The 19,138-nt window shown below is 38.4% G+C and carries 20 protein-coding genes; 18 read left to right on the top strand and 2 right to left on the bottom strand.

Annotated elements, in window-relative coordinates:
* Positions 1-21 precede the first annotated feature (21 nt).
* The 7 genes from J416_RS13295 (at position 22) to J416_RS13270 (ending at position 4,937) form a co-directional block, all read left to right on the top strand.
* Complete coding sequence (locus J416_RS13295) at positions 22-933, top strand: ABC transporter substrate-binding protein (protein WP_003473537.1); 912 nt, start codon at positions 22-24, stop codon at positions 931-933.
* Between the two features lie 16 nt (positions 934-949).
* Positions 950-1,591 carry an ABC transporter permease gene (locus J416_RS13290; RefSeq protein WP_003473535.1) on the top strand — a complete coding sequence of 214 codons (642 nt, stop codon included), beginning with the start codon at positions 950-952 and terminating at the stop codon, positions 1,589-1,591.
* Positions 1,592-1,639: 48 nt separating this feature from the next.
* The gene (locus tag J416_RS13285) at positions 1,640-3,694 is read left to right on the top strand and encodes a CocE/NonD family hydrolase (protein ID WP_003473534.1); all 2,055 of its coding nucleotides are present in this window, start codon (positions 1,640-1,642) and stop codon (positions 3,692-3,694) included.
* A gap of 119 nt (positions 3,695-3,813) precedes the next feature.
* Complete coding sequence (locus J416_RS13280) at positions 3,814-4,026, top strand: helix-turn-helix transcriptional regulator (protein WP_003473532.1); 213 nt, start codon at positions 3,814-3,816, stop codon at positions 4,024-4,026.
* Positions 4,026-4,409: a hypothetical protein gene (locus J416_RS13275; RefSeq protein WP_003473530.1), complete on the top strand. Its 384-nt coding sequence runs from the start codon at positions 4,026-4,028 to the stop codon at positions 4,407-4,409. The genes J416_RS13280 and J416_RS13275 overlap by 1 nt, the downstream gene beginning before the upstream one ends.
* A 23-nt stretch (positions 4,410-4,432) precedes the next feature.
* Positions 4,433-4,609 carry a hypothetical protein gene (locus J416_RS15850; RefSeq protein WP_156809602.1) on the top strand — a complete coding sequence of 59 codons (177 nt, stop codon included), beginning with the start codon at positions 4,433-4,435 and terminating at the stop codon, positions 4,607-4,609.
* Between the two features lie 31 nt (positions 4,610-4,640).
* Entirely contained in the window at positions 4,641-4,937 is a 297-nt protein-coding gene (locus J416_RS13270; protein WP_003473527.1) for a hypothetical protein, read from the top strand.
* 135 nt (positions 4,938-5,072) lie between these two features.
* Here J416_RS13270 and betB read toward each other — a convergent pair whose 3' ends face one another.
* A complete protein-coding gene (gene betB / locus J416_RS13265) occupies positions 5,073-6,527 on the bottom strand; it encodes a betaine-aldehyde dehydrogenase (RefSeq protein WP_040513649.1) in 1,455 nt (484 codons plus the stop codon).
* A 286-nt stretch (positions 6,528-6,813) separates the two neighbouring features.
* On the opposite strand from betB, the gene cudC reads away from it, so the two are divergent.
* The 7 genes from cudC (at position 6,814) to J416_RS13235 (ending at position 15,785) form a co-directional block, all read left to right on the top strand.
* Positions 6,814-7,386 (top strand): choline uptake/conversion transcriptional regulator CudC, encoded by a 573-nt coding sequence (cudC, locus tag J416_RS13260; protein WP_003473523.1) that lies wholly within the window; start codon positions 6,814-6,816, stop codon positions 7,384-7,386.
* A gap of 73 nt (positions 7,387-7,459) precedes the next feature.
* Positions 7,460-9,079, top strand: a complete 1,620-nt coding sequence (locus J416_RS13255) for a high affinity choline transporter 1 (protein WP_040513643.1) — start codon at positions 7,460-7,462, stop codon at positions 9,077-9,079.
* A gap of 279 nt (positions 9,080-9,358) precedes the next feature.
* Positions 9,359-12,799 carry a pectate lyase gene (gene pelA / locus J416_RS15195; RefSeq protein WP_003473519.1) on the top strand — a complete coding sequence of 1,147 codons (3,441 nt, stop codon included), beginning with the start codon at positions 9,359-9,361 and terminating at the stop codon, positions 12,797-12,799.
* Positions 12,800-12,966: 167 nt separating this feature from the next.
* Positions 12,967-13,326 carry a nuclear transport factor 2 family protein gene (locus J416_RS13245; RefSeq protein WP_003473517.1) on the top strand — a complete coding sequence of 120 codons (360 nt, stop codon included), beginning with the start codon at positions 12,967-12,969 and terminating at the stop codon, positions 13,324-13,326.
* A 163-nt stretch (positions 13,327-13,489) separates the two neighbouring features.
* Entirely contained in the window at positions 13,490-14,455 is a 966-nt protein-coding gene (locus J416_RS13240; RefSeq protein ID WP_003473515.1) for a LacI family DNA-binding transcriptional regulator, read from the top strand.
* Between the two features lie 65 nt (positions 14,456-14,520).
* The gene (locus J416_RS16595; RefSeq protein WP_003473512.1) at positions 14,521-14,766 is read left to right on the top strand and encodes a hypothetical protein; all 246 of its coding nucleotides are present in this window, start codon (positions 14,521-14,523) and stop codon (positions 14,764-14,766) included.
* Positions 14,763-15,785 carry an MFS transporter gene (locus J416_RS13235; protein WP_338029457.1) on the top strand — a complete coding sequence of 341 codons (1,023 nt, stop codon included), beginning with the start codon at positions 14,763-14,765 and terminating at the stop codon, positions 15,783-15,785. Before J416_RS16595 ends, J416_RS13235 begins: the two co-directional genes overlap by 4 nt.
* A 50-nt stretch (positions 15,786-15,835) precedes the next feature.
* On the opposite strand, the gene J416_RS13230 is transcribed toward J416_RS13235, so the two are convergent.
* Entirely contained in the window at positions 15,836-16,366 is a 531-nt protein-coding gene (locus tag J416_RS13230) for a YceI family protein (RefSeq protein ID WP_003473505.1), read from the bottom strand.
* Positions 16,367-16,504: 138 nt separating this feature from the next.
* Between J416_RS13230 and J416_RS13225 the strand changes: the two genes are divergently transcribed.
* The 4 genes from J416_RS13225 (at position 16,505) to J416_RS13210 (ending at position 19,016) form a co-directional block, all read left to right on the top strand.
* Positions 16,505-16,834, top strand: a complete 330-nt coding sequence (locus tag J416_RS13225) for a winged helix-turn-helix transcriptional regulator (protein ID WP_003473503.1) — start codon at positions 16,505-16,507, stop codon at positions 16,832-16,834.
* A gap of 162 nt (positions 16,835-16,996) precedes the next feature.
* Complete coding sequence (gene rbsK / locus J416_RS13220; protein ID WP_003473501.1) at positions 16,997-17,875, top strand: ribokinase; 879 nt, start codon at positions 16,997-16,999, stop codon at positions 17,873-17,875.
* A 27-nt stretch (positions 17,876-17,902) separates the two neighbouring features.
* Positions 17,903-18,586, top strand: coding sequence for a uracil-DNA glycosylase (locus tag J416_RS13215; RefSeq protein WP_003473498.1), 684 nt, complete (start codon positions 17,903-17,905; stop codon positions 18,584-18,586).
* A gap of 190 nt (positions 18,587-18,776) precedes the next feature.
* Positions 18,777-19,016 carry a hypothetical protein gene (locus J416_RS13210; RefSeq protein ID WP_003473494.1) on the top strand — a complete coding sequence of 80 codons (240 nt, stop codon included), beginning with the start codon at positions 18,777-18,779 and terminating at the stop codon, positions 19,014-19,016.
* Positions 19,017-19,138: the final 122 nt, after the last annotated feature.

Below are 19,138 nucleotides of genomic sequence, written 5' to 3'. Positions count from 1 at the left end.
AGGAAAAGGAGTTTTTACATCATGAAAAAATTAATCACGGCAAGTGTATTATCATTTTTATTATTGATTTTGGCCGCATGTGGAGATGAAACATCAGCCGATGGCGGAGAGGTGTTTGAATTTGGTGCACAAAAGAATACCGATCCGAAAATTATGGGACACATTGTAAAGCAACTTGTGGAGGCAAAGACTGATCATGAGGTAAATATTACAGAAGATATTCCAGCAAGTCCGCAAGTAATGACAGCGATTGGTAATAAAGAATTTGATTTTGCCCTGCTTTATTCGGGTGAAGTTTATAACAATCATTTTGATGAAGATCAAGTTGAGTATTCAACAGATCCAGAGAAAACCCTCACGCAAGCTCAAGAACTGTTTGGCAACAAATATGATATGAAATGGTATGACTCAGTTGGGTTCAGAAATCAATATAGTATTGCGATTAAAGAAGAGTTAGCAAATGAAAATAACATTACCAATATGACTGAACTTGGTGATTATGCAAGTGAGCTTGCATTAGGTACGGATAACTCTTGGATTGAACGAGAAAATGATGGTTATGAAGGCTATCAAGAAACATATGGTTATTCATTTAAAGAAGCACGTGGTATGGATGTAGCGCTTATGTATGAAGGTATTGCAAATGGTGATTTAGATGTCGTAACCGCATATACGGTAGACCCACAAATTTTGGAATATAATTTAAAAATTTTAGAAGATGATCAAAACTTCTTCCCGCCATATGATGCATCATTGGTTGCTAGAAATGAAGTCATTAATGAATATCCTGCAGTGGAAGCTATTTTTAATGACTTAGTAGGTTCTGTAAGCACAGATGAGATGACACAATTAATTCGCGAAGTTGATATGAACGAACGTGATATGGCTACGGTAGCAGAAGAGTTTATTCAAGAAAAAGGATGGCTAGAGTAAGAAAAGGAGATTTTCGATGAATTTTCTCACTGAATTAAGTCAATATATGATGGAAAATAGTAGTGAATTGTTTGCTTTAACCATCGAACATATTCTAATGGTAGCCTACGGGATTGGTCTTGCCCTTCTCGTAGGGGTACCCATGGGAATTATTGCCGCCCGATTTGAGAAATTAGCACCATTTATTATTTCCATAACCAATATTCTGCAATTGATACCAAGTTTAGCGATGCTGGCGATTTTAATGCTATATCTCGGACTAGGATTTGAAACAATGGTAGTGGGACTATTCTTATATTCCTTGTTACCTATTGTCCGAAATACGTATGTCGGCATTAAAGAAGTTGATCCAAGTATTATGGAAGCAGGTAAGGGGTCGGGTATGACAACATTTCAATTGTTACGAAAAGTACAACTCCCATTATCGATTCCATTTTTAATGGCTGGTTTACGAGTTGCTTCTGTTATTGCGATTGCAGTTGCTTGTATTGGTCCTTATATCGGTGCTGAGGGGCTAGGAAAAGAAATAATTTCTGGTATTAGCTTACAATCTGAAGTGAAAATTTATGCAGGTGCTATTCCAGCAACGATACTAGCGATAATCGCAGATCTTTGCTTAGGTGGCATCGAAAAGAAAACGAAAAAAAGAATCGCTTAAACGAATGTTTGAGCGATTCTTTTACACGTTAGGAAAGGTGGAACTACGGTGGTATTTAATATTAAAGATTCAAAGAAAAGAAGAACAAAGACTGATTATCCACGTCAAGTGAAACAGATTGATAACATATGGATTCCGATGTCTGATGGGGCGAAATTGGCAGCGTCGATTTGGTTACCAGAAGACGCAGAAGATCATCCTGTCCCAGCGATTCTCGAATATATCCCCTATCGAAAAGGTGATTTCACAGCAATTCGTGATTCCGTTCGTCATCCGTATTTCGCTGGTCACGGTTATGCAAGTATTCGTGTAGATATTCGAGGTTCGGGGAATTCTGATGGCATTTTACTTGATGAGTATTTACAGCAAGAACAAGATGATGCATTGGAAGTATTAGACTGGATTTGTGAGCAACCATGGTCGACTGGGTCTGTAGGCATGATAGGGAAGTCGTGGGGTGGATTTAATAGTTTGCAAGTAGCCGCACGACAACATCCAGCATTAAAAGCTGTGATCACCTTATGCTCAACGGACGATCGATTTGCTGATGACGTGCATTATCGTGGTGGCAATATTTTGGCATCTGATATGTTGTGGTGGGCATCTACTATGTTTGTTTATAATGCGAGACCACAAGATCCAGCGATTGTTGGAGAAAGCTGGCGAGAGAATTGGTTAAACCGTTTAGAACATACACCACCATTTGTAGAAGAGTGGATGCGCCATCAGCGTAGGGATGATTATTGGAAGCATGGATCGGTTTGTGAGGATTACAGTGATGTTAAAATTCCAGTGTTTGCTGTAAGTGGCTGGCAAGATGGATATACGAATGCCGTTTTTCGTATGCTTGAGAATTTGCCAAATGAAAGTAAAGGATTAATTGGTCCGTGGGCACACGAATATCCAGAGGTTGCAACACCTGAACCGAATATTGGTTTTTTACAAGAATGCTTGCGTTGGTGGGATCAATGGCTCAAAGGAATGGATACCGGTATAATGGATGAGCCACAACTCATTTCTTGGGTTCAAGATAGTGAGAAACCACAAGTCACTTATGATCAACGCCCAGGTAAATGGGTTGGTGATGACAAGTGGCCATCCAAAAATGTTACCAGTCAGCCTATATATCTACATGATCAAAAGTTAAGTACACAACCAGAAACAGGAGATACCATCGCAGTGAATGGTATGCAAGAGCACGGGTTTTATAATGGTGTTTTTTGTCCATTTGGTCAACCTGGAGATTTACCAGCTGATCAACGTTTAGAAAATGGAAAAGCTGTTCTGTTTACATCGGATCCATTTGAAGAAACGACCGATCTCTTAGGTCAACCTGTTTTTCATGCTGACATTTCTTCAGACCAAGAGAATGCATTTATTGCTGTTCGAGTTAATGACAAAGCACCAACTGGCGAATCTACTATGATTAGCTGGGGAATGTTAAATTTAAATCATATCGACTCACATGAACATCCTAAAGCCTTAGAGCCTGGCAAAAGGTATCAAATTGCGGTTGACTTGAATGTGCTCGGTCAACAAATACCAAAAGGGCATATGATTGAAGTAGCATTGTCACCAACGTATTGGCCGCAAGCATGGCCATCGCCAAAACCAGTGACATTAACGGTATATCCAGGGGAAAATACGTACTTGAGCTTACCTGTAAGAACACCACAGCCTGAAGACGAAACATGTGCTGATCACTTTCAAGTACCTGAAACGTCGCCGGTTATTGATAAAGAAGTGTTACGCGCAGAGGAAAGAACTAGAGAAGTGCGACACGATCTTATTAATGGAATATGGAAGCTGGAAGACTATTCTGATGAAGGCGAGCGTAAATTGGTTACGAACGGTATCGAACATGGTAGTAAAAATAAAAATACATTTATGATTCAAGAGAATGACCCATTATCTGCAACGATTACTTGTGAGTGGGAATTAAAAGTCGGTCGTGACGATTGGCAAACACGTATTGAAAGTTTTAGCGAAATGACGAGTGACGAAACCACCTTTTATGTAATCAATCGAATGACTGCATATGAAAATGATGAAGAAATTTTTCAAAAAGAATGGAAAGAAGAAATTCCAAGAGATTTTTCTTAAGTATTTATGGGAAGGTCGCATAAGCGGTCTTCCTTTTTATTCATCATAATGTAAAGTTAACTTGACAGTAAAGCCAATTTTACATACCATATACTTGTAAGAAAAGGTGGTTAGGATATATGAAAAATAGGATGAAACATTTTAGAAAGGAACAAGGCATTTCTCAACAGGAAATTGCAGATATGTTAGGGGTTTCAAGACAAACGATTATATCAATTGAAAAAGGGAAATATAACCCATCTCTTCCTTTAGCGATACAAATTTCGCGTTGTTTTTTTGTGCAAGTAGAAGACGTATTTATTTTAGAGAAGAACGAGAAGGAGGAATTGTAATGGAAAAACAATATGACCGTAAGTTGTTCCTGTTTTTTGGCGTGTTTTTTGTTTTATTAAGTGTATTATTTAATTGGGCTACAATATCAACTGGTGCTTTCCCTGCTGGGCATGATGTGCTTCTAATTGCGCTGGCGATCATTGCTTTATGTAACGCGTATTTGGCGCCGCAGTTTATCCAAAATGATGAACGAACAAAGATGATTCGAGCGCGAGGCATGTTTGTTAGTTACTATTTTGTTTTAGGATATATGATTATAATGTTGACGTTGCTTCATTTTCATGTAATCGAGATATCCGCTTATCAAGCTGTATCTGTACTCGCTGCTTTAACAATATCTACTGTATTTCTTTCATTTGTTATTTTGTCGCGAAAATATTAATTAATTTATTGAGGGGGATGTTTATGAAAGAATTCTTTTTTATTACATTTTTGATTGTAACGAGTCTTATCATATATTTTGTCACCAAGAATGATCGTGACCATCGCAATGAATTAACAAAAAAAGGGTTTCTGAAAATCACAGCGATGGTACTTATTAGCTTTTTTGTAAGTATGCTTTTTACACTTCTCACAGCGTAAAATGCGCAACTGGGAAAAAGGGGAAATATGAATGAATAAATTAATGAAGAGATTGATCATAAAAGCTACAATAATATGTGCCATCATTTTGTTGGTTGGGTACTTGTTTCTGATGTTAACTATACAAAAGAAGTTTGATCATGTTAAAGAGAATGTACTTGCAAATAATCCAGACATTACTTCTATCGAGGATATTCATCGACTGGGACATTGGGGAGAATTTTTTAGGGAGTATGTGTTAGTGGTTGAGAAAAGAAAAGATAACGAGTATCGAATATGGACATCGGAAAATGGAGAGATTAGAGACAGCGAATTAATAGATGAATAAATGGGTATATTCATTATTTCTGTTAGCATAACTAATGTAAAGCACCCGCTACGGGGGTGTGAGTAGCGGGTGCTTTAGCAACAAATACATAATAGATAAAGGTTTACGAGTCACAATCTTGTGAAAAAATCTATATTAAAACCAGTTAAGTGGTTCTGGTTTTATATTTTGTAAAATATGCTTCGTTTCTTGATATTCTTCTAAGCCTAACTTACCAAGTTCACGGCCAATGCCTGATTGTTTATATCCGCCCCAAGGTGCATGAGGGAAATATACGTTCATTTCATTAATCCAAACGGTTCCCATGCGCATCGCTTGAGCGCATCGTTCGGCTTTTGCAATATTATTCGTAAAGACAGCGCCAGCTAAGCCGTAAATCGAGTCATTTGCTAGTTGAACTGCCTCATCTTCAGTTGAGAATTTCTCAACAGTAATAACGGGCCCAAATCCTTCTTCTTGTACAACATCCATATCAGTCGTACATCCTGTTAGAACCGTTGGTAGATAGAAAAAGCCATCTTGTAATTCAGGATCTTCTGGTTGTTTGCCACCTACTTCGACAGTGACACCTTCTTTTTTACCTGTTTCCACATAATCTATCACTTTATTCAAATGTTCTTTAGAGATTAATGGTCCCATTTGTGTATCATCATCAAAGCCGCTGCCCAGTTTTATGTTTTTTACGCGATTAACTAGTGCTTCGACGAATTGATCATGAATACTTTCTTCAACAATCAGTCTTGTTCCTGCTGAGCAAATTTGACCAGCATGGAAGAAAACGCCGTTCATTGCTTGGTCTACTGCGGTTTCAAAATCTGTATCAGCAAAGATGATATTCGGATTTTTACCGCCTAATTCAAGTGCTGTTTTCTTAACGTTGTCAGTGGCAGCCTTCATAATTTTCTTACCTGTCGCAATACCACCTGTGAACGAAATAAGGTCAACATCTTTGCTTTCGGATAATTCGGCACCTGTTGTGCTTCCTGCGCCTAATACAAGGTTGGCTACACCAGCAGGAACACCAGCTTCTTCGATTAATTTGAATACTTTTACTGTCGTTAATGGCGTAATTTCACTAGGCTTCATAATTAAAGTGTTTCCAGTTACAAGTGCAGGTGCTAACTTCCATGAAGCTTGTAATAATGGATAATTCCATGGGGTAATTTGTCCGCAAACACCAACTGGTTCATGGACAACTTTACTGATGGAATTTGGCAGAGGTGATTCAATAATCTCACCACCATCTTTATCCGCTATTTCAGCATAATAATGGAAGACACCAGCAATATCATCCATGTCACCGCGACTTTCCTCAACCGTTTTCCCCGTATCTAAAGATTCCAGGTACGCTAATTCTTCTTTATCACGTTCGATGAAATCGGCTATTTTTCGAACAATTTTTCCTCGTTCTGTTGCTGAAGTGTTTTTCCAATCGCCTTGATCAAATGCTTGTCTTGCTGCAGCAATAGCAGCTTTTGCGTCTGATTCGTCGCCTTCAACAGCTGTAGCGATAACTTCTTGATTATAAGGATTAATGATATCACGTGTATTGCCAGATTGAGCATTGACCCACCTGCCATCAATGTACATTTGTTGTAATTCCAAAGTAACCGCTCCTTTTTGTTAAATTTATTAAATAAATTCTTAACGTTTTTAACTATATTGAATGTAACAAACTTTTTCATTAATGTCAAAAAAGATCGTCATTATTTCTTGGATTAAAAAAAATTAAATTAGTGATGAGACTTATAAGCATAGGAAATAAAGATGGTTAGACGTTCTTCATCCATTTGACAATATTTTTTGAGACGTTACCATAATGTTTGTAAAAAATATTAAAAAATAATTAAACAGTTTTAACCAAAGGGGCGCATATATGGATTCCCGACATGAACTGGAACATGAGAAAATGGAGAGTGCAAAAGATAAAGTCATCGGAGCCATTTCAGAAACCATGGATTTATATGGTTTGACTCGCTCAGCAGGAAAGTTATATGCGACCATGTATTTTGAAGATGAGATGACACTTGACGAAATGCGACAAGAGCTTTCAATGAGTAAGCCAAGCATGAGTACAAGCGTACGTAAACTTCAAGAGATCGAAATGGTCAAAAAGGTATTTAGACGTGGTAGTAGAAAAGACGTCTATGTTGCCGAAAAAAACTTTTTCCGCTCCTTCATGGTATTTTATTGCCAAATGTGGGATCGTGAAGTAAAGATGAATATGGAAGCCATCCATCAAGCACAAAAAGAACTATCTGAATTGATAGAAGATACGAACACGAGCAAAGAAACAAGACAAGAAGCGCAAGAACATTATGATCTTCTTGAAAGGTCAAAAACATACTATCTATGGTTAGAGAAATTAGTCGCTAGTATTCGAAATGAAGAGATTTTTGAATTTTTACCAAAACCAGATCAAAACGAATTGAATCATAAGAATTCTTAACTACTGATTACTACGTCTGTAAATGGACGTATACTCGAATATCAAATCATAATATTTAGAATTGCTAGGAGTGATGCACGTGAAAGAAGCGAACCAGAATTGGCTAAAAGGTTTATTTTTTATTGGAGTACTAGCAGCGTTTGTATTATATATTGGATTTACAGATAGTGATGTTCATTGGGCAGGTCTTATTTCAATGCTCGTCTTTTATGCGATTATTTATTATATTGGTGCGATGATGGCTGGTAAGAAATCGAACTCGCTGAGCGATATGATTGTAGCAAAACGTAGTATACCACTAGGTGTAGCTATGTTTACGATGGCAGCCACCTGGGTTGGTGGCGGTTATATTAATGGCTCCGCTGAATCTGCATTTAGTTCCGGTATTGTATGGGTTCAAGCACCTTGGGGATATGCACTTAGTTTAATTATTGGTGGTATTTTTTACGCTCGAAAAATGCGTCGATATGAGTTTATGACAATTATCGATCCACTTGAACAGCGCTTTGGTAAAAAGATGGCTGGTATTCTTTATATTCCCGCATTATTAGGTGAGTTATTCTGGAGTGGTGCAATTTTAGTTGCGTTAGGGACAACATTTGGCACTATTTTAGGAATTGACTTTACTACCTCTATCATCATATCTGCGATTATTGCCATTACGTATACCGTAGTTGGTGGTATGTGGGCCGTTGCATATACGGATGTTTTCCAGCTTGCTATTATTCTTGTTGGCCTATTTGTTGTGATGCCATTCGCCCTTTCTTCAGCAGGTGGTTTGGGAGATGTGTGGAGCAAATATGCCACAGAGATGGGCACTTATGCGAATTTAATTCCGCCTATGGATGGATTCAACCATGACGCATGGGGCGCTTCATTCTGGAACTGGTGGGACTATGCATTCCTACTAATTTTCGGTGGTATTGCTTGGCAAGTATACTTCCAACGTGTCCTTTCTGCGAAAAATGAGCAAACGGCAATGTGGCTATCCATTACTGCTGGTATTGTATGTATTATTGCAGCTATCCCAGCTACATTAATTGGTGTGATTGGCTATAGTGTCGATTGGGCAAGTATGGGCTTAGAAGCACCACAAAATGCAGCGATGGTTCTACCACACGTACTTCGTTATTTAACACCAGGTATTATTGGAGCAATTGGCTTAGGTGCATTAGCTGCAGCTGTTATGTCTTCGATGGACTCATCGATCTTATCAGCGTCGTCTATGGCAGCATGGAATGTGTATCGCCCGTTAGTAAAACCGAAAGCTACAGATGAAGACTTGAAAAAAGTCATCAAAAGAACGATTATTCTTGTCGGCGTGGCGACTATGATTATCGCCTTGAGTGTTGAGAGTGTGTATACATTGTGGTATTTAGCATCAGACCTTGTCTACTGTATTCTATTTCCACAATTAACGATGGCGCTATTTTATAAGAACGCAAACGTCTATGGCTCAGTTGCTGCATTTGTTGTCTCCGTATTCTTACGTCTAGGTGGAGGGGAACCAGCTATTAATCTACCAGCTTTCTTACCTTATCCAATGGTACAAGATGGCGTGGTATTATTCCCATTCCGAACCGTTGCAGCAATAAGTGCGTTTGTCGTATTATTTGTTGTGTCTGAATTAACGAAGAAAAAAGCTCAGCCAAAACCTCTACTCATGCCAGAAGAAAGAAATCAATCCTCTTAATATAGAGATGATAGAAGGAAGGGAGAAGAATCCCTTCCTTTTTTTCGTCATATGATAGTGAATAAAATGTAAATGTTTGATGTGAAAGAAGTAGAAAAATGTAATGTAATCATTGATATACTATATATAATCTAATGGAAGGAGGTGCGAAATCAAGCTTGTAAACGGATTATTCATCTAGAGAATGCTAATCGTATTCCTCAAGCATCATGTTAAACATTCCCCTTAAGAACCTTTCCGATTTTATTTCATTATGAATTGTAGAGGAGGCAAATGAATTTGAAGAAATTTTTATATTTGTTCTTGATATTAATGATCATGTTGGCTACTTTACCGATGAACATTGTTACGATTCATGGGTTAACCAATGCACCAACAGGATTACAAGCAGAGGCCGGGAATGGTGAAGTAAAGCTAAGTTGGAATCGTTCAATTGGTACTGGTAAATCCCTGTTGTATATTGGTAATGAGATAGAAGCTGATTATAAGACGATTGAACATCTAGAAACATTAGGATTTAATCAAATTGATCTTATACGAGCAAAAGATGCAGAAACGGAAGATGCAAATGGTTATGATATTATTTTCGTCGGTGAGTCAGGCGGTTCTGCAGATATCGGTCAGAAATTTATGAATGTGGAAATACCGGTCGTTTACTCCAAAGGATGGGTGGTAGATGATGTATTCTTAAGTAGTACAGCATCAGGTGATTCAGGTGATATAGATGGACAATCAAAGTTGACCATACAAGATGAGGATCATCCACTAGCATCAGGGTTGGCGGGTGATGTAAAAGTGTATACCGAAGCTGGTAAGGTGAATTTCGGTACACCTGGTGAAGAGGCGGAAATAATTGCGGCAGTAGAGGGCGACGACTCTAAGTCAACAATATTTGCCTATGAAGAAGGAGCAAAACGAGTGAATGGTGACCTAGTGCCGGCACGTCGCGTTTCCACCTTTTTATTTAAAAACCAAGAAGATTATATGACGGATGATGGTTGGAAGCTATTTGATAAGTCAATTGAATGGGCACTTGGACAAACTCCAGATGGTTCAAATGAACGTTCATTTACGGTGAAGCGAGCTACTGCAAAAGGTGGTCCATATGAAACAATAGCAACAGGGTTAACTGAGCCTTATTTTACGGATTCAGAAGTAGTGAACGATACAACATATTATTATGTGGTATCACTTATAACCCAAGATGACGAAGGTGATCTCTCCGAAGAAATAGAAGTAACGCCCGTTGATCCATTACCCGTGCCCACGGGATTACAGGCTACCGCTGGTAATGGGGAAGTTACATTAAATTGGGAAAGCGTATCTGAAGCGACTTCATATGACGTAAAACGTAGCAAAAAAGATGAAATCAGTGCGTACCAAGTCATTGCAGATGATGTGAAGGAAACATACTATATTGATTCAGAAGTATCGAACGACGAAAAATATTTTTATGTTGTCACAGCTAATCATGAGGGTGTGGCAAGTGATCATTCAGAGGCTGTATCTGTTATACCGATGGATACGAGGCCGGTCATTGAGTTTAATGATAAGCCATCCTTTACAAACGAAGAAATGATAACGATTTCAGGTTCAGTTGATCAAATGTCTACCGTATCTATAAACGGTGAAACAATTAACGTTCATTCAGATCTTACATTTTCTCATCAGCTAAAACTTTCACTTGGTGAAAATAAAGTTGTAGTTGAAGCAGAAAATGAGAATGGTGAAGTCGCTCAACCGATCGAGTGGACAGTCATATATGATGCAGATGCACCAACATTAATGCTGAATGATTTACAAGGAGAAAAAGAGGGTGATCGTTATGTGTCAATGTATAACCCATTTCCAATTACCGGTGAACTTAGTGAAGCAGGAAAAGTTTTAATAAATGATGAAGAAGTTGAAGTTTCATCGAAAGATTTCTCATTTGAAACAGACATCCATCTTACACCTGGGAAAGAAAATATGATAACAATTAAAGGAATGGACTTGGCTGGAAATGAATCCGAGCCAATTAAGCTTACAGTTATGCCCAAAAAAGAAGCAGTACCACCTGGGCGGATTAAAATTGTTCGTGCTGAAGTGATAAAACCCAATACAGTGGAAGTCACATTAAATGGAAAAGTATCTAATGTGGACCCAAATGATATTGAGTTATTGTCAGCTAGGGGGGATTGGGAAGATTTTAATCCTAAACTAACACCGAATTTTACGATAAAAGATACAACGATTGCTGAGAACGATAGTGGTCAAACGGTGATTATCTATGAAACAGTAGAGACCATTCATTTGGATGGAACCATAGAAAAAGAGATCGACGAAGATCCGCACAATGTCCCCTATCTAGAGGCGAATTATTATTCGGATGATATAGAGGCTTCGATAGAACAAGCTGATAACCTATTAACGTGGCAAATGGAGCATGGTGGTTGGGATAAAAATAAATCAGATACGTTATTTCAACGACCTTGGGATGGTGAAGAGCCAAGATCGGAGTCTTACTCATTCATTCATGATATGGAAACGGGTACGATCGATAACAATGCTACCATTGATGAAATTCTTTTTCTTGCTTTAATGTATAAAGAAACAGGGGATGAAAGATATAAAGAATCGGTATTAAAAGGTATCGAGTTTTTACAAAATTTACAGTATGAAACGGGTGGGTTTGCGCAAGCCTATCCATTAAACGGAAGCTATCAAGATAATGTGACCTTTAATGATAACGCCATGATTCGCACGTTAAACGCAATGACACTAATGGCAGAGAAACAATATCCATTTAATACGAATATTATAAATGATGATTTGGCCACAGAATTACAAGATTCCATTGATTTAGCAACTGAGTATCTATTACATTCGCAAATTGAAGTAGATGGAAACTTAACAGCATGGGGCCAGCAACATGATCCATTTTCATATGAGCCGACAACAGGGAGGTCATTTGAAATTCCATCCATTTCAGGGTTTGAATCGGTTAGCATTGTTAAATATTTAATGAGCCTTCCAAATCAAACAACTGAAGTCAAGGCTGCGGTTCAAGGAGCTTTAAACTGGTTTGAAGATGTCGAAGTAGAAGGTTATCGCTTTGAACGATTTGATGAAAATGAACAATATTATTATGAAGATCCATCAAGTTCTTACTGGTATCGACTCTATGAAATAGGGACGAATAAACCGTTATTCACCCAACGTAGTGATGAGATTATTACTCACGATATAATGGATCTCGCAAAAGAAAATCGCTCAAGCTATATGTGGGCTGGGGACTTTGCGACTGATTTATTAGAAATTGCTCGTACAACTGGTTATTATGAAAATCGAGCATATGTAAAAGTGGTTGGAAATCAATCGACAAACATAGTAGAAGAAACATTGGTTATGGACGCTTTACATCGTATTGAAGGAAAGTCAGAATCTTCTGAAGACCCAAACGATGAAACAGATGAGGAAGACTCTAGTAATGATGAAGGTTCAGAAAATGAAAATAATGACGATCAATCAGAGGATAACGCATCTTCTGAAGACGAGAACAATGATGATAACAAGAAATCAGAACAAGAAATGAATCAAGAAGATCACAGTGAAAAAACAGGAGGCTCTGAATTACCAGATACAGCTACTCACATGTTCTCTTGGCTAATAGCTGGTCTAGGTATTTTATTGATGGGTTTATGCTTTTTCTTCTATCAAAGGTATAAAGTGAAGAGATAATAGGAAATGAAATGTGTCACTATTTAATTTTTTTAAAATCGTGTAAACCAGTGAGGGATTATGTTGGCAACATAGTCTCTCACTTTTTTGTACCTATTGCGCTAACGTTTTATTATGATCGGTTGGGTTATCTTGATATAATAAACGAGTAAAGGAGCATGATGTATATGGAAACGAATCTTCAAACTTTTTTTCGTAATTTTAATGAAGCCATTATCAAACAAGATATAGACGGGATTCTTAGCCGGGTCACAGACAATGTTACGTGGCGCATGGTTGGAAATGATACAATACGTGGCATTGAACAACTACGAGATGTATTCGGTTCACAGGATCAAACTGATGAATTTGAATTGGAAATAGAAGATATGATTATAAACGGAAAAGAAGCAGCTGTTCATGGTATGATTCATAAGACGGATTCAAATGGAAAAGAGAAACATTATCGTTTCTGTGATATTTATAAGTTACATCAACAAAATGACGGGAAGATCGAAGAAATTATTAGCTACGTCCTTGCGGTTTAATCAAAAATGCAGATTAGAAAAGAGCGCCGTAACCACAGCGCTCTTCTTCTGTGTCACGCCGCAAATAAATAGAGCGTCACGCCACACAACATGTTATGATGTCATTATATGTGATGAAACGCGTTTCAGAGCAAGGGATTTTTTTCAATAGAGGATGAAAGAAATGGCAAATATTCGTGATATTGCAAAAATGGCTGGTGTATCGGTAACGACAGTGTCGCGTGTATTAAATGAACATCCATATGTCAGTGAAGAGAAACGACAGAAAGTACTTACAGCGATGGAACAAGCTAACTATCAAAAAAATATGCATGCGGTTCATCTCAGTCGAGGTCAATCCTACCAAATTGGTGTGGTCGTACCGTTTGCCAATCACCCGTATTTCGGTGCATTGCTTGAAGGAATCACAAAACAAGCTGTTCAGAACCACTATCATCTTGTGTTAATCCAAACCAATTACGAAGAAATAAGAGAGCGAGAAGCGTTGGAGATGTTGCGTTATAAACAAGTTGACGGACTCATTATCTGTTCGCGCATTTCAGATTGGAACCAAATCAAAGATTATGCCGATGATGGAACAATTGTTGTCTGTGAAGATGCCCGTGAGAAGCCTTTTGTGCATTCGGTCTTTATCGATCATTATGAAAGTTTTCAGCAGGCGCTTCGCTATTTATATCAACGTGGCCATTCAAGAACTGGCTATTGTATTGGACGAAAATCCGGTTCTAACAGTTATTATCGTGATAAAGCTTACCGAGATTTTCTGCAGTCGAAAGGAATTGTTTATGATTCCTCACTTGTATTTTTCGGTAATTATTACTTTGAAGATGGACATGAGGTAGTGGACGCGATTCAAAAAATGGCTGATCCACCAACTGCACTACTCGTTACGAATGATATCCTCGCAGCGGGCGTTTTGACGGCATGTCAGGATGCTGGGATACAAGTACCGGATCAAATGGCGATTGTTGGCTTTGATAATCAACCAATCGCGAAAATGATGCACTTAACGACATTTGAAATCCCGTTAAAAGAAATGGGGGAACACCTTTTCTTACAAACAATGAATGAGAAGCAAGGCATTTATAAAGAATTTCAAGCATCATTGATAGAGAGAAAAACAGTGTAACTAAGCGAGTGTTCTATTTGTGTTACATTAGTAGAATGCATCATAGAGAGAACGAGGTGGGGATTGTGAGAAAGCGTTTTTTTGAGCGATTTTACTATGGTTGGTTTATTGTTTTTATAGGAGCATTAGGGGTGTTCTTTTCAGGACCTGGTCAAACATATTCCAACTCGATGTTTGTGGATGAGTATATTAAAGAGTTTGACTGGTCGCGATCGGAAGTATCCAGTCTTTATTCGATCGCAACATTAGTAGCAGGTTTTATTATGATGGGTGTTGGCCGTTTCATTGACCGATTTGGCAACGTACGATGATGGTTGTTGTCGGTACACTATTGGCGCTCGCTTGTTTTTTCAATAGTATCGTATCAACGATGTGGATGTTTGTTATTGGTTTCTTTTTCATTCGTTTGTTGGGCCAAGGAAGTATGACACTCATTCCTAACACGTTAGTGGCACAGTGGTTTATTGAAAAAAGAGGTCGCGCTGTTAGTTTCATTTCGTTAGGGAGCTTTGCCAGTGCGATGTTATTTCCAGTCATCAATGCTTGGTTAATTGAAGCGTGGAGCTGGGAATTTGCTTGGCGTTTTTGGGGCGTTGCACTTCTTATTATATTTGTACCATTTGCGTTGTTCGGTGTGAGGAATCGCCCGGAAGATATGGGATTCGTCCCAGACGGTTTCGTGAAACAACAAGATAAAAATGATGAGACGTTAGCCCATAAGATTTCACATGTTGCAGCAGAAGTCAATTGGCAATTAAATGAAGCGATAAAAACAAGGGCCTTTTGGATGATTTTGATATGTATTGGTATTCCTTCCATGATCAATACCGGCATTACCTTTCATATTATATCGATCTTCGCCTTTCATGATTTGGGATCAGGAATTGCTGCGACGGTACTCAGTTTAATGGCGATGGTCGGAATACCGATGTCTTTACTTTCAGGTTTTATTACCGAGAAAATGAAAACCAATTACTTGTTTGTGTGGATTTTTGTCATTGAAATAATCCTATTATTATTATTGCTTGTCTTAGTAAATGCGACCGTGGCGATTATAATTGGTGTTCTTTGGGGAGTGGCGAATGGTTTTAACCGTATTGCGACAAATGTGATTTGGCCAGATTATTTTGGTAGAAAATATATCGGTAGTATTAACGGTGTTGGTGCTACGATGATGGTCGTTGCATCAGCATTTGGGCCGTTACCATTTGGCTATGGATATGACTTATTTGAAAGCTACACACCTGTGTTACTGATTTCGTTAATCTTTCCAGTCATTGGTCTCATCGCATCACTACTAGCTACAAAACCAACACAACAAGAAGCGTAAATAAAGAAAGGGATGGAAACCTCAAGTGGCTCCATCCCTTCTTTCTGCTTTTATTCTTCGACGACAAATTCAAGTCCGCCTGAGAATTTCACGTCTTTACCAATTAGAACGCCACCTGTTTCAAGTGGTGCATTCCATGTAAGGCCATAATCTTCGCGATTGATTGTCCCTTCAATGTTCGCGCCTGCAATCATATTACCTTGCATTGGATCTTTTGCTTTTCCATTATATTCGACCTTGATCGTTTCCTCATTGGTAGTATCTTTAATGGTTAGATCGCCAGTTAATTCATATTCAGAGTCATTAATTTTTTTGACGTTTTTACTAGTAAACGTAATATTCGGATAGTTTTCTACATCGAAGAAATCTTCATTCTTCAAGTGACCATTCCGATCTTCGTTATTTGTTTCAATAGAATCTACATTAATTGTTACTTTGACGCTTGCATTTTCTAAGTCGTCGAAATCTCCGTTAAAATCAACATCGAAATCTTGGAATTCTCCTTTTGCTTTTGACACCATCATATGTTTTACTTCAAAATTTAGCGCACTGTGTACTTTATCAAGTGATACGTTAGCCATTTGTGCGAATCCTCCTTTAATTCTTTAACTTACTTTATGTAAGTAAGTATACAAATAATAATTGTTTACGTCAAGTAATAAAGTTATTTTATTTCTGTAAATGTTTTTGCTATAATAGAAATGAAGAGGTGAACAGCAATGCCAGATAAAACAATATGCCCAAGGTTTGAATCAGCCCTAAATATATTAAACAAACGCTGGACTGGACTGATCATTTATCAATTATTAGAAGGTCCGCAACGTTTTTCTTCGATCGAAACGGCAATTGGTATCAGTGGACGTGTGTTATCTGAACGCTTAAAGGACTTAGAAAAAGAAGGAATCGTTAAGCGAAACGTATATGATGAAACGCCCGTTCGGATTGAATACCTGTTAACAGATAAAGGTAATGCGCTTGAACCTGTACTTGACAGCATTCAAGAATGGGCTAATAGCTGGGTGAATCGCGACAATCAATCGCATGTGTGAATGCACAAGTATATATTCCCAATTTTATATAATCGTAAACGAATGATGAGCGAAGTCACACGATGGCTTCGTATTTTTGTGTGTTTTGAGAGCGTTTCATGTTAAAATATAATATGAAATACATAAATGACAACGTCTGTCTATCAACCAAGGAGGATATAAATGAGGCAACCACGTATAACCGTCGTAGGTAGTATTAACATGGATTTAGTGACTTCAACTGATATTTTTCCACAACAAGGAGAAACGGTAAGAGGAGAAGATTTTCATACAAATCCTGGTGGAAAAGGTGCAAATCAAGCAGTAGCTGCCGCCCGTTTAGGCGCCGATGTCCACATGGTTGGTCGTGTGGGCGATGATACATTCGGTGAAAATCTACTTCATAATTTACAGCAAGAAAATATCGATACAAGTATGGTGGATCAAGTAGCCAATACCTCATCAGGACTTGCGAATATTACATTATCAGAAAAAGATAATCGAATTATTATTATACCGGGGGCAAACAACCAAGTAACGCCTGAATATGTCAAAGCTTGTGAAGAGACCATTCTAGCAAGTGATTATGTCCTACTTCAGTTTGAAATACCAAAAGAAACGATTGAATATTGTATAGATGTATGCGCGCAACATGATATTCCGGTGGTAGTGAATCCAGCGCCCGTTATGCCACTTTCTCCAGACCAGTGGGAGAAAGCGTCTGTCATTACGCCAAATGAAACAGAAGCAGCAGAGCTTTTCAAAGGGCGTTATGACGAAATACAAGAGAAGCTAGTCATTACAAAAGGGAAAGAAGGCGTCGAATTTTTTGACCATGGCACTCAGAAAAACGTGTCACCATACAAGGTCGAAGTGGCGGATACAACAGGTGCGGGTGATACGTTTAATGGAGCATTAGCTGTTGCGCTAGCCGAAGGTCAAACGTTGACAGCTGCCGTTCAGTTTGCCAATGCCGCTGGTGCTTTGTCTGTTCAGAAGTTAGGCGCACAAGGTGGTATGCCAACACGGCAAGCAGTGGATCAAATGTTAGAAGAAAGATAATGATAGATCGAAATAAAGGTGATGAAGATGCCGAATGGAATTTTTACGAATGACTGGGGAGAGATCCTTCAGGATGAATTACAAAAAGATTACTATCAAAACTTACGCGAATTTTTAAAGCGTGAGTATCAGCAATATACGGTTCATCCTGATATGTATGACATATTTAATGCATTGCATTATACTTCATTTGCAAATGTGAAAGTGGTAATACTCGGACAAGATCCATACCATGGACCGAATCAAGCGCATGGATTAAGTTTTTCGGTGAATCCCGATGTTGCTATCCCGCCTTCTTTAAAAAACATTTTCAAGGAGTTGCATGAGGATATTGGTTGCTCGATCCCTAATCATGGTCACCTAGTCAAATGGGCAGAACAGGGTGTGCTTCTCTTGAATAATGTTTTGACCGTTCGAGAAGGCCAAGCGCATTCACATCGAGGCAAAGGATGGGAAACTTTCACTGATCATATTATTAAAACCTTAAATGACAAAGAAACGCCAGTCGTTTATGTCTTGTGGGGAGCGGCTGCGAGAAAAAAACAAGCGCTTATTGATACAAATAAACATTATGTCATTACATCACCACATCCAAGTCCGCTATCGGCTCATCGTGGTTTTTTTGGGAGCCGACCATTTTCAAAATCAAATGCCATCTTACAAAACATCGGTCAAGAACCCATTGACTGGGAAGTCCCACCGTTGGGGTAAGGAAGGAACGTCTTGTTAGGAGAAGTAGTTCAGTTTTGGGAGCAAAAGTGTATGTTGCTTCCGCTCAATGAACTACTTTTTTATGAATGGAGGGAAAAGATAATGAGAAACTTCCCAAGTACGAAATGTCCACATGACACCTATAAGATGGAAGCTGACCATAGCGCTGATCCTCTGTGGTGTTCAACGTGTGGCTGTAACCTTTGACATCGATGATTTTCCGCTTTCTAATAAATTGAAATCTGAATTAATCAATTGGGTCATGGAGTATGAGAGAATGTTAGAACAGACAGATTACGGTGAAAAAATAACACATAATACCACGCTGTTAGTGAAATCTCATGATGAAAAAGGTTGGCGATTGTATCAAAAAATTAAATTAGAACTTGGAGATGGATACAAAGTAAGTTATGTACATACATCACTTTGAATAATTACATATATGTCATTTAAGAATCATATGAATCCTATGAAAATATCGGGTGAGGAAAAATCGTAAACCCAGTTCAACGCTGAGGCCAGAATCCATCGGGTCACGCTAGAATTATTGTG

The sequence above is a fragment of the Gracilibacillus halophilus YIM-C55.5 genome, assembly GCF_000359605.1.
Lineage (GTDB): Bacteria > Bacillota > Bacilli > Bacillales > Amphibacillaceae > Gracilibacillus > Gracilibacillus halophilus.
The sequence above is the reverse complement of the archived record's forward strand: the minus strand, read 5'-3'. Positions and strand labels throughout refer to the sequence as shown.

Bases quoted from the DNA above. Each gene is read 5' to 3' on its own strand.
- J416_RS13295 (WP_003473537.1), top strand. From the start codon at position 22: ATGAAAAAATTAATCACGGCAAGTGTATTATCATTTTTATTATTGATT.
- J416_RS13290 (WP_003473535.1), top strand. From the start codon at position 950: ATGAATTTTCTCACTGAATTAAGTCAATATATGATGGAAAATAGTAGT.
- J416_RS13280 (WP_003473532.1), top strand. From the start codon at position 3,814: ATGAAAAATAGGATGAAACATTTTAGAAAGGAACAAGGCATTTCTCAA.
- J416_RS13275 (WP_003473530.1), top strand. From the start codon at position 4,026: ATGGAAAAACAATATGACCGTAAGTTGTTCCTGTTTTTTGGCGTGTTT.
- J416_RS15850 (WP_156809602.1), top strand. From the start codon at position 4,433: ATGAAAGAATTCTTTTTTATTACATTTTTGATTGTAACGAGTCTTATC.
- J416_RS13270 (WP_003473527.1), top strand. From the start codon at position 4,641: ATGAATAAATTAATGAAGAGATTGATCATAAAAGCTACAATAATATGT.
- betB (WP_040513649.1), bottom strand. From the start codon at position 6,527: ATGTACATTGATGGCAGGTGGGTCAATGCTCAATCTGGCAATACACGT.
- cudC (WP_003473523.1), top strand. From the start codon at position 6,814: ATGGATTCCCGACATGAACTGGAACATGAGAAAATGGAGAGTGCAAAA.
- J416_RS13255 (WP_040513643.1), top strand. From the start codon at position 7,460: ATGCACGTGAAAGAAGCGAACCAGAATTGGCTAAAAGGTTTATTTTTT.
- J416_RS13245 (WP_003473517.1), top strand. From the start codon at position 12,967: ATGGAAACGAATCTTCAAACTTTTTTTCGTAATTTTAATGAAGCCATT.
- J416_RS13240 (WP_003473515.1), top strand. From the start codon at position 13,490: ATGGCAAATATTCGTGATATTGCAAAAATGGCTGGTGTATCGGTAACG.
- J416_RS13235 (WP_338029457.1), top strand. From the start codon at position 14,763: ATGATGGTTGTTGTCGGTACACTATTGGCGCTCGCTTGTTTTTTCAAT.
- J416_RS13230 (WP_003473505.1), bottom strand. From the start codon at position 16,366: ATGGCTAACGTATCACTTGATAAAGTACACAGTGCGCTAAATTTTGAA.
- J416_RS13225 (WP_003473503.1), top strand. From the start codon at position 16,505: ATGCCAGATAAAACAATATGCCCAAGGTTTGAATCAGCCCTAAATATA.
- rbsK (WP_003473501.1), top strand. From the start codon at position 16,997: ATGAGGCAACCACGTATAACCGTCGTAGGTAGTATTAACATGGATTTA.
- J416_RS13215 (WP_003473498.1), top strand. From the start codon at position 17,903: ATGCCGAATGGAATTTTTACGAATGACTGGGGAGAGATCCTTCAGGAT.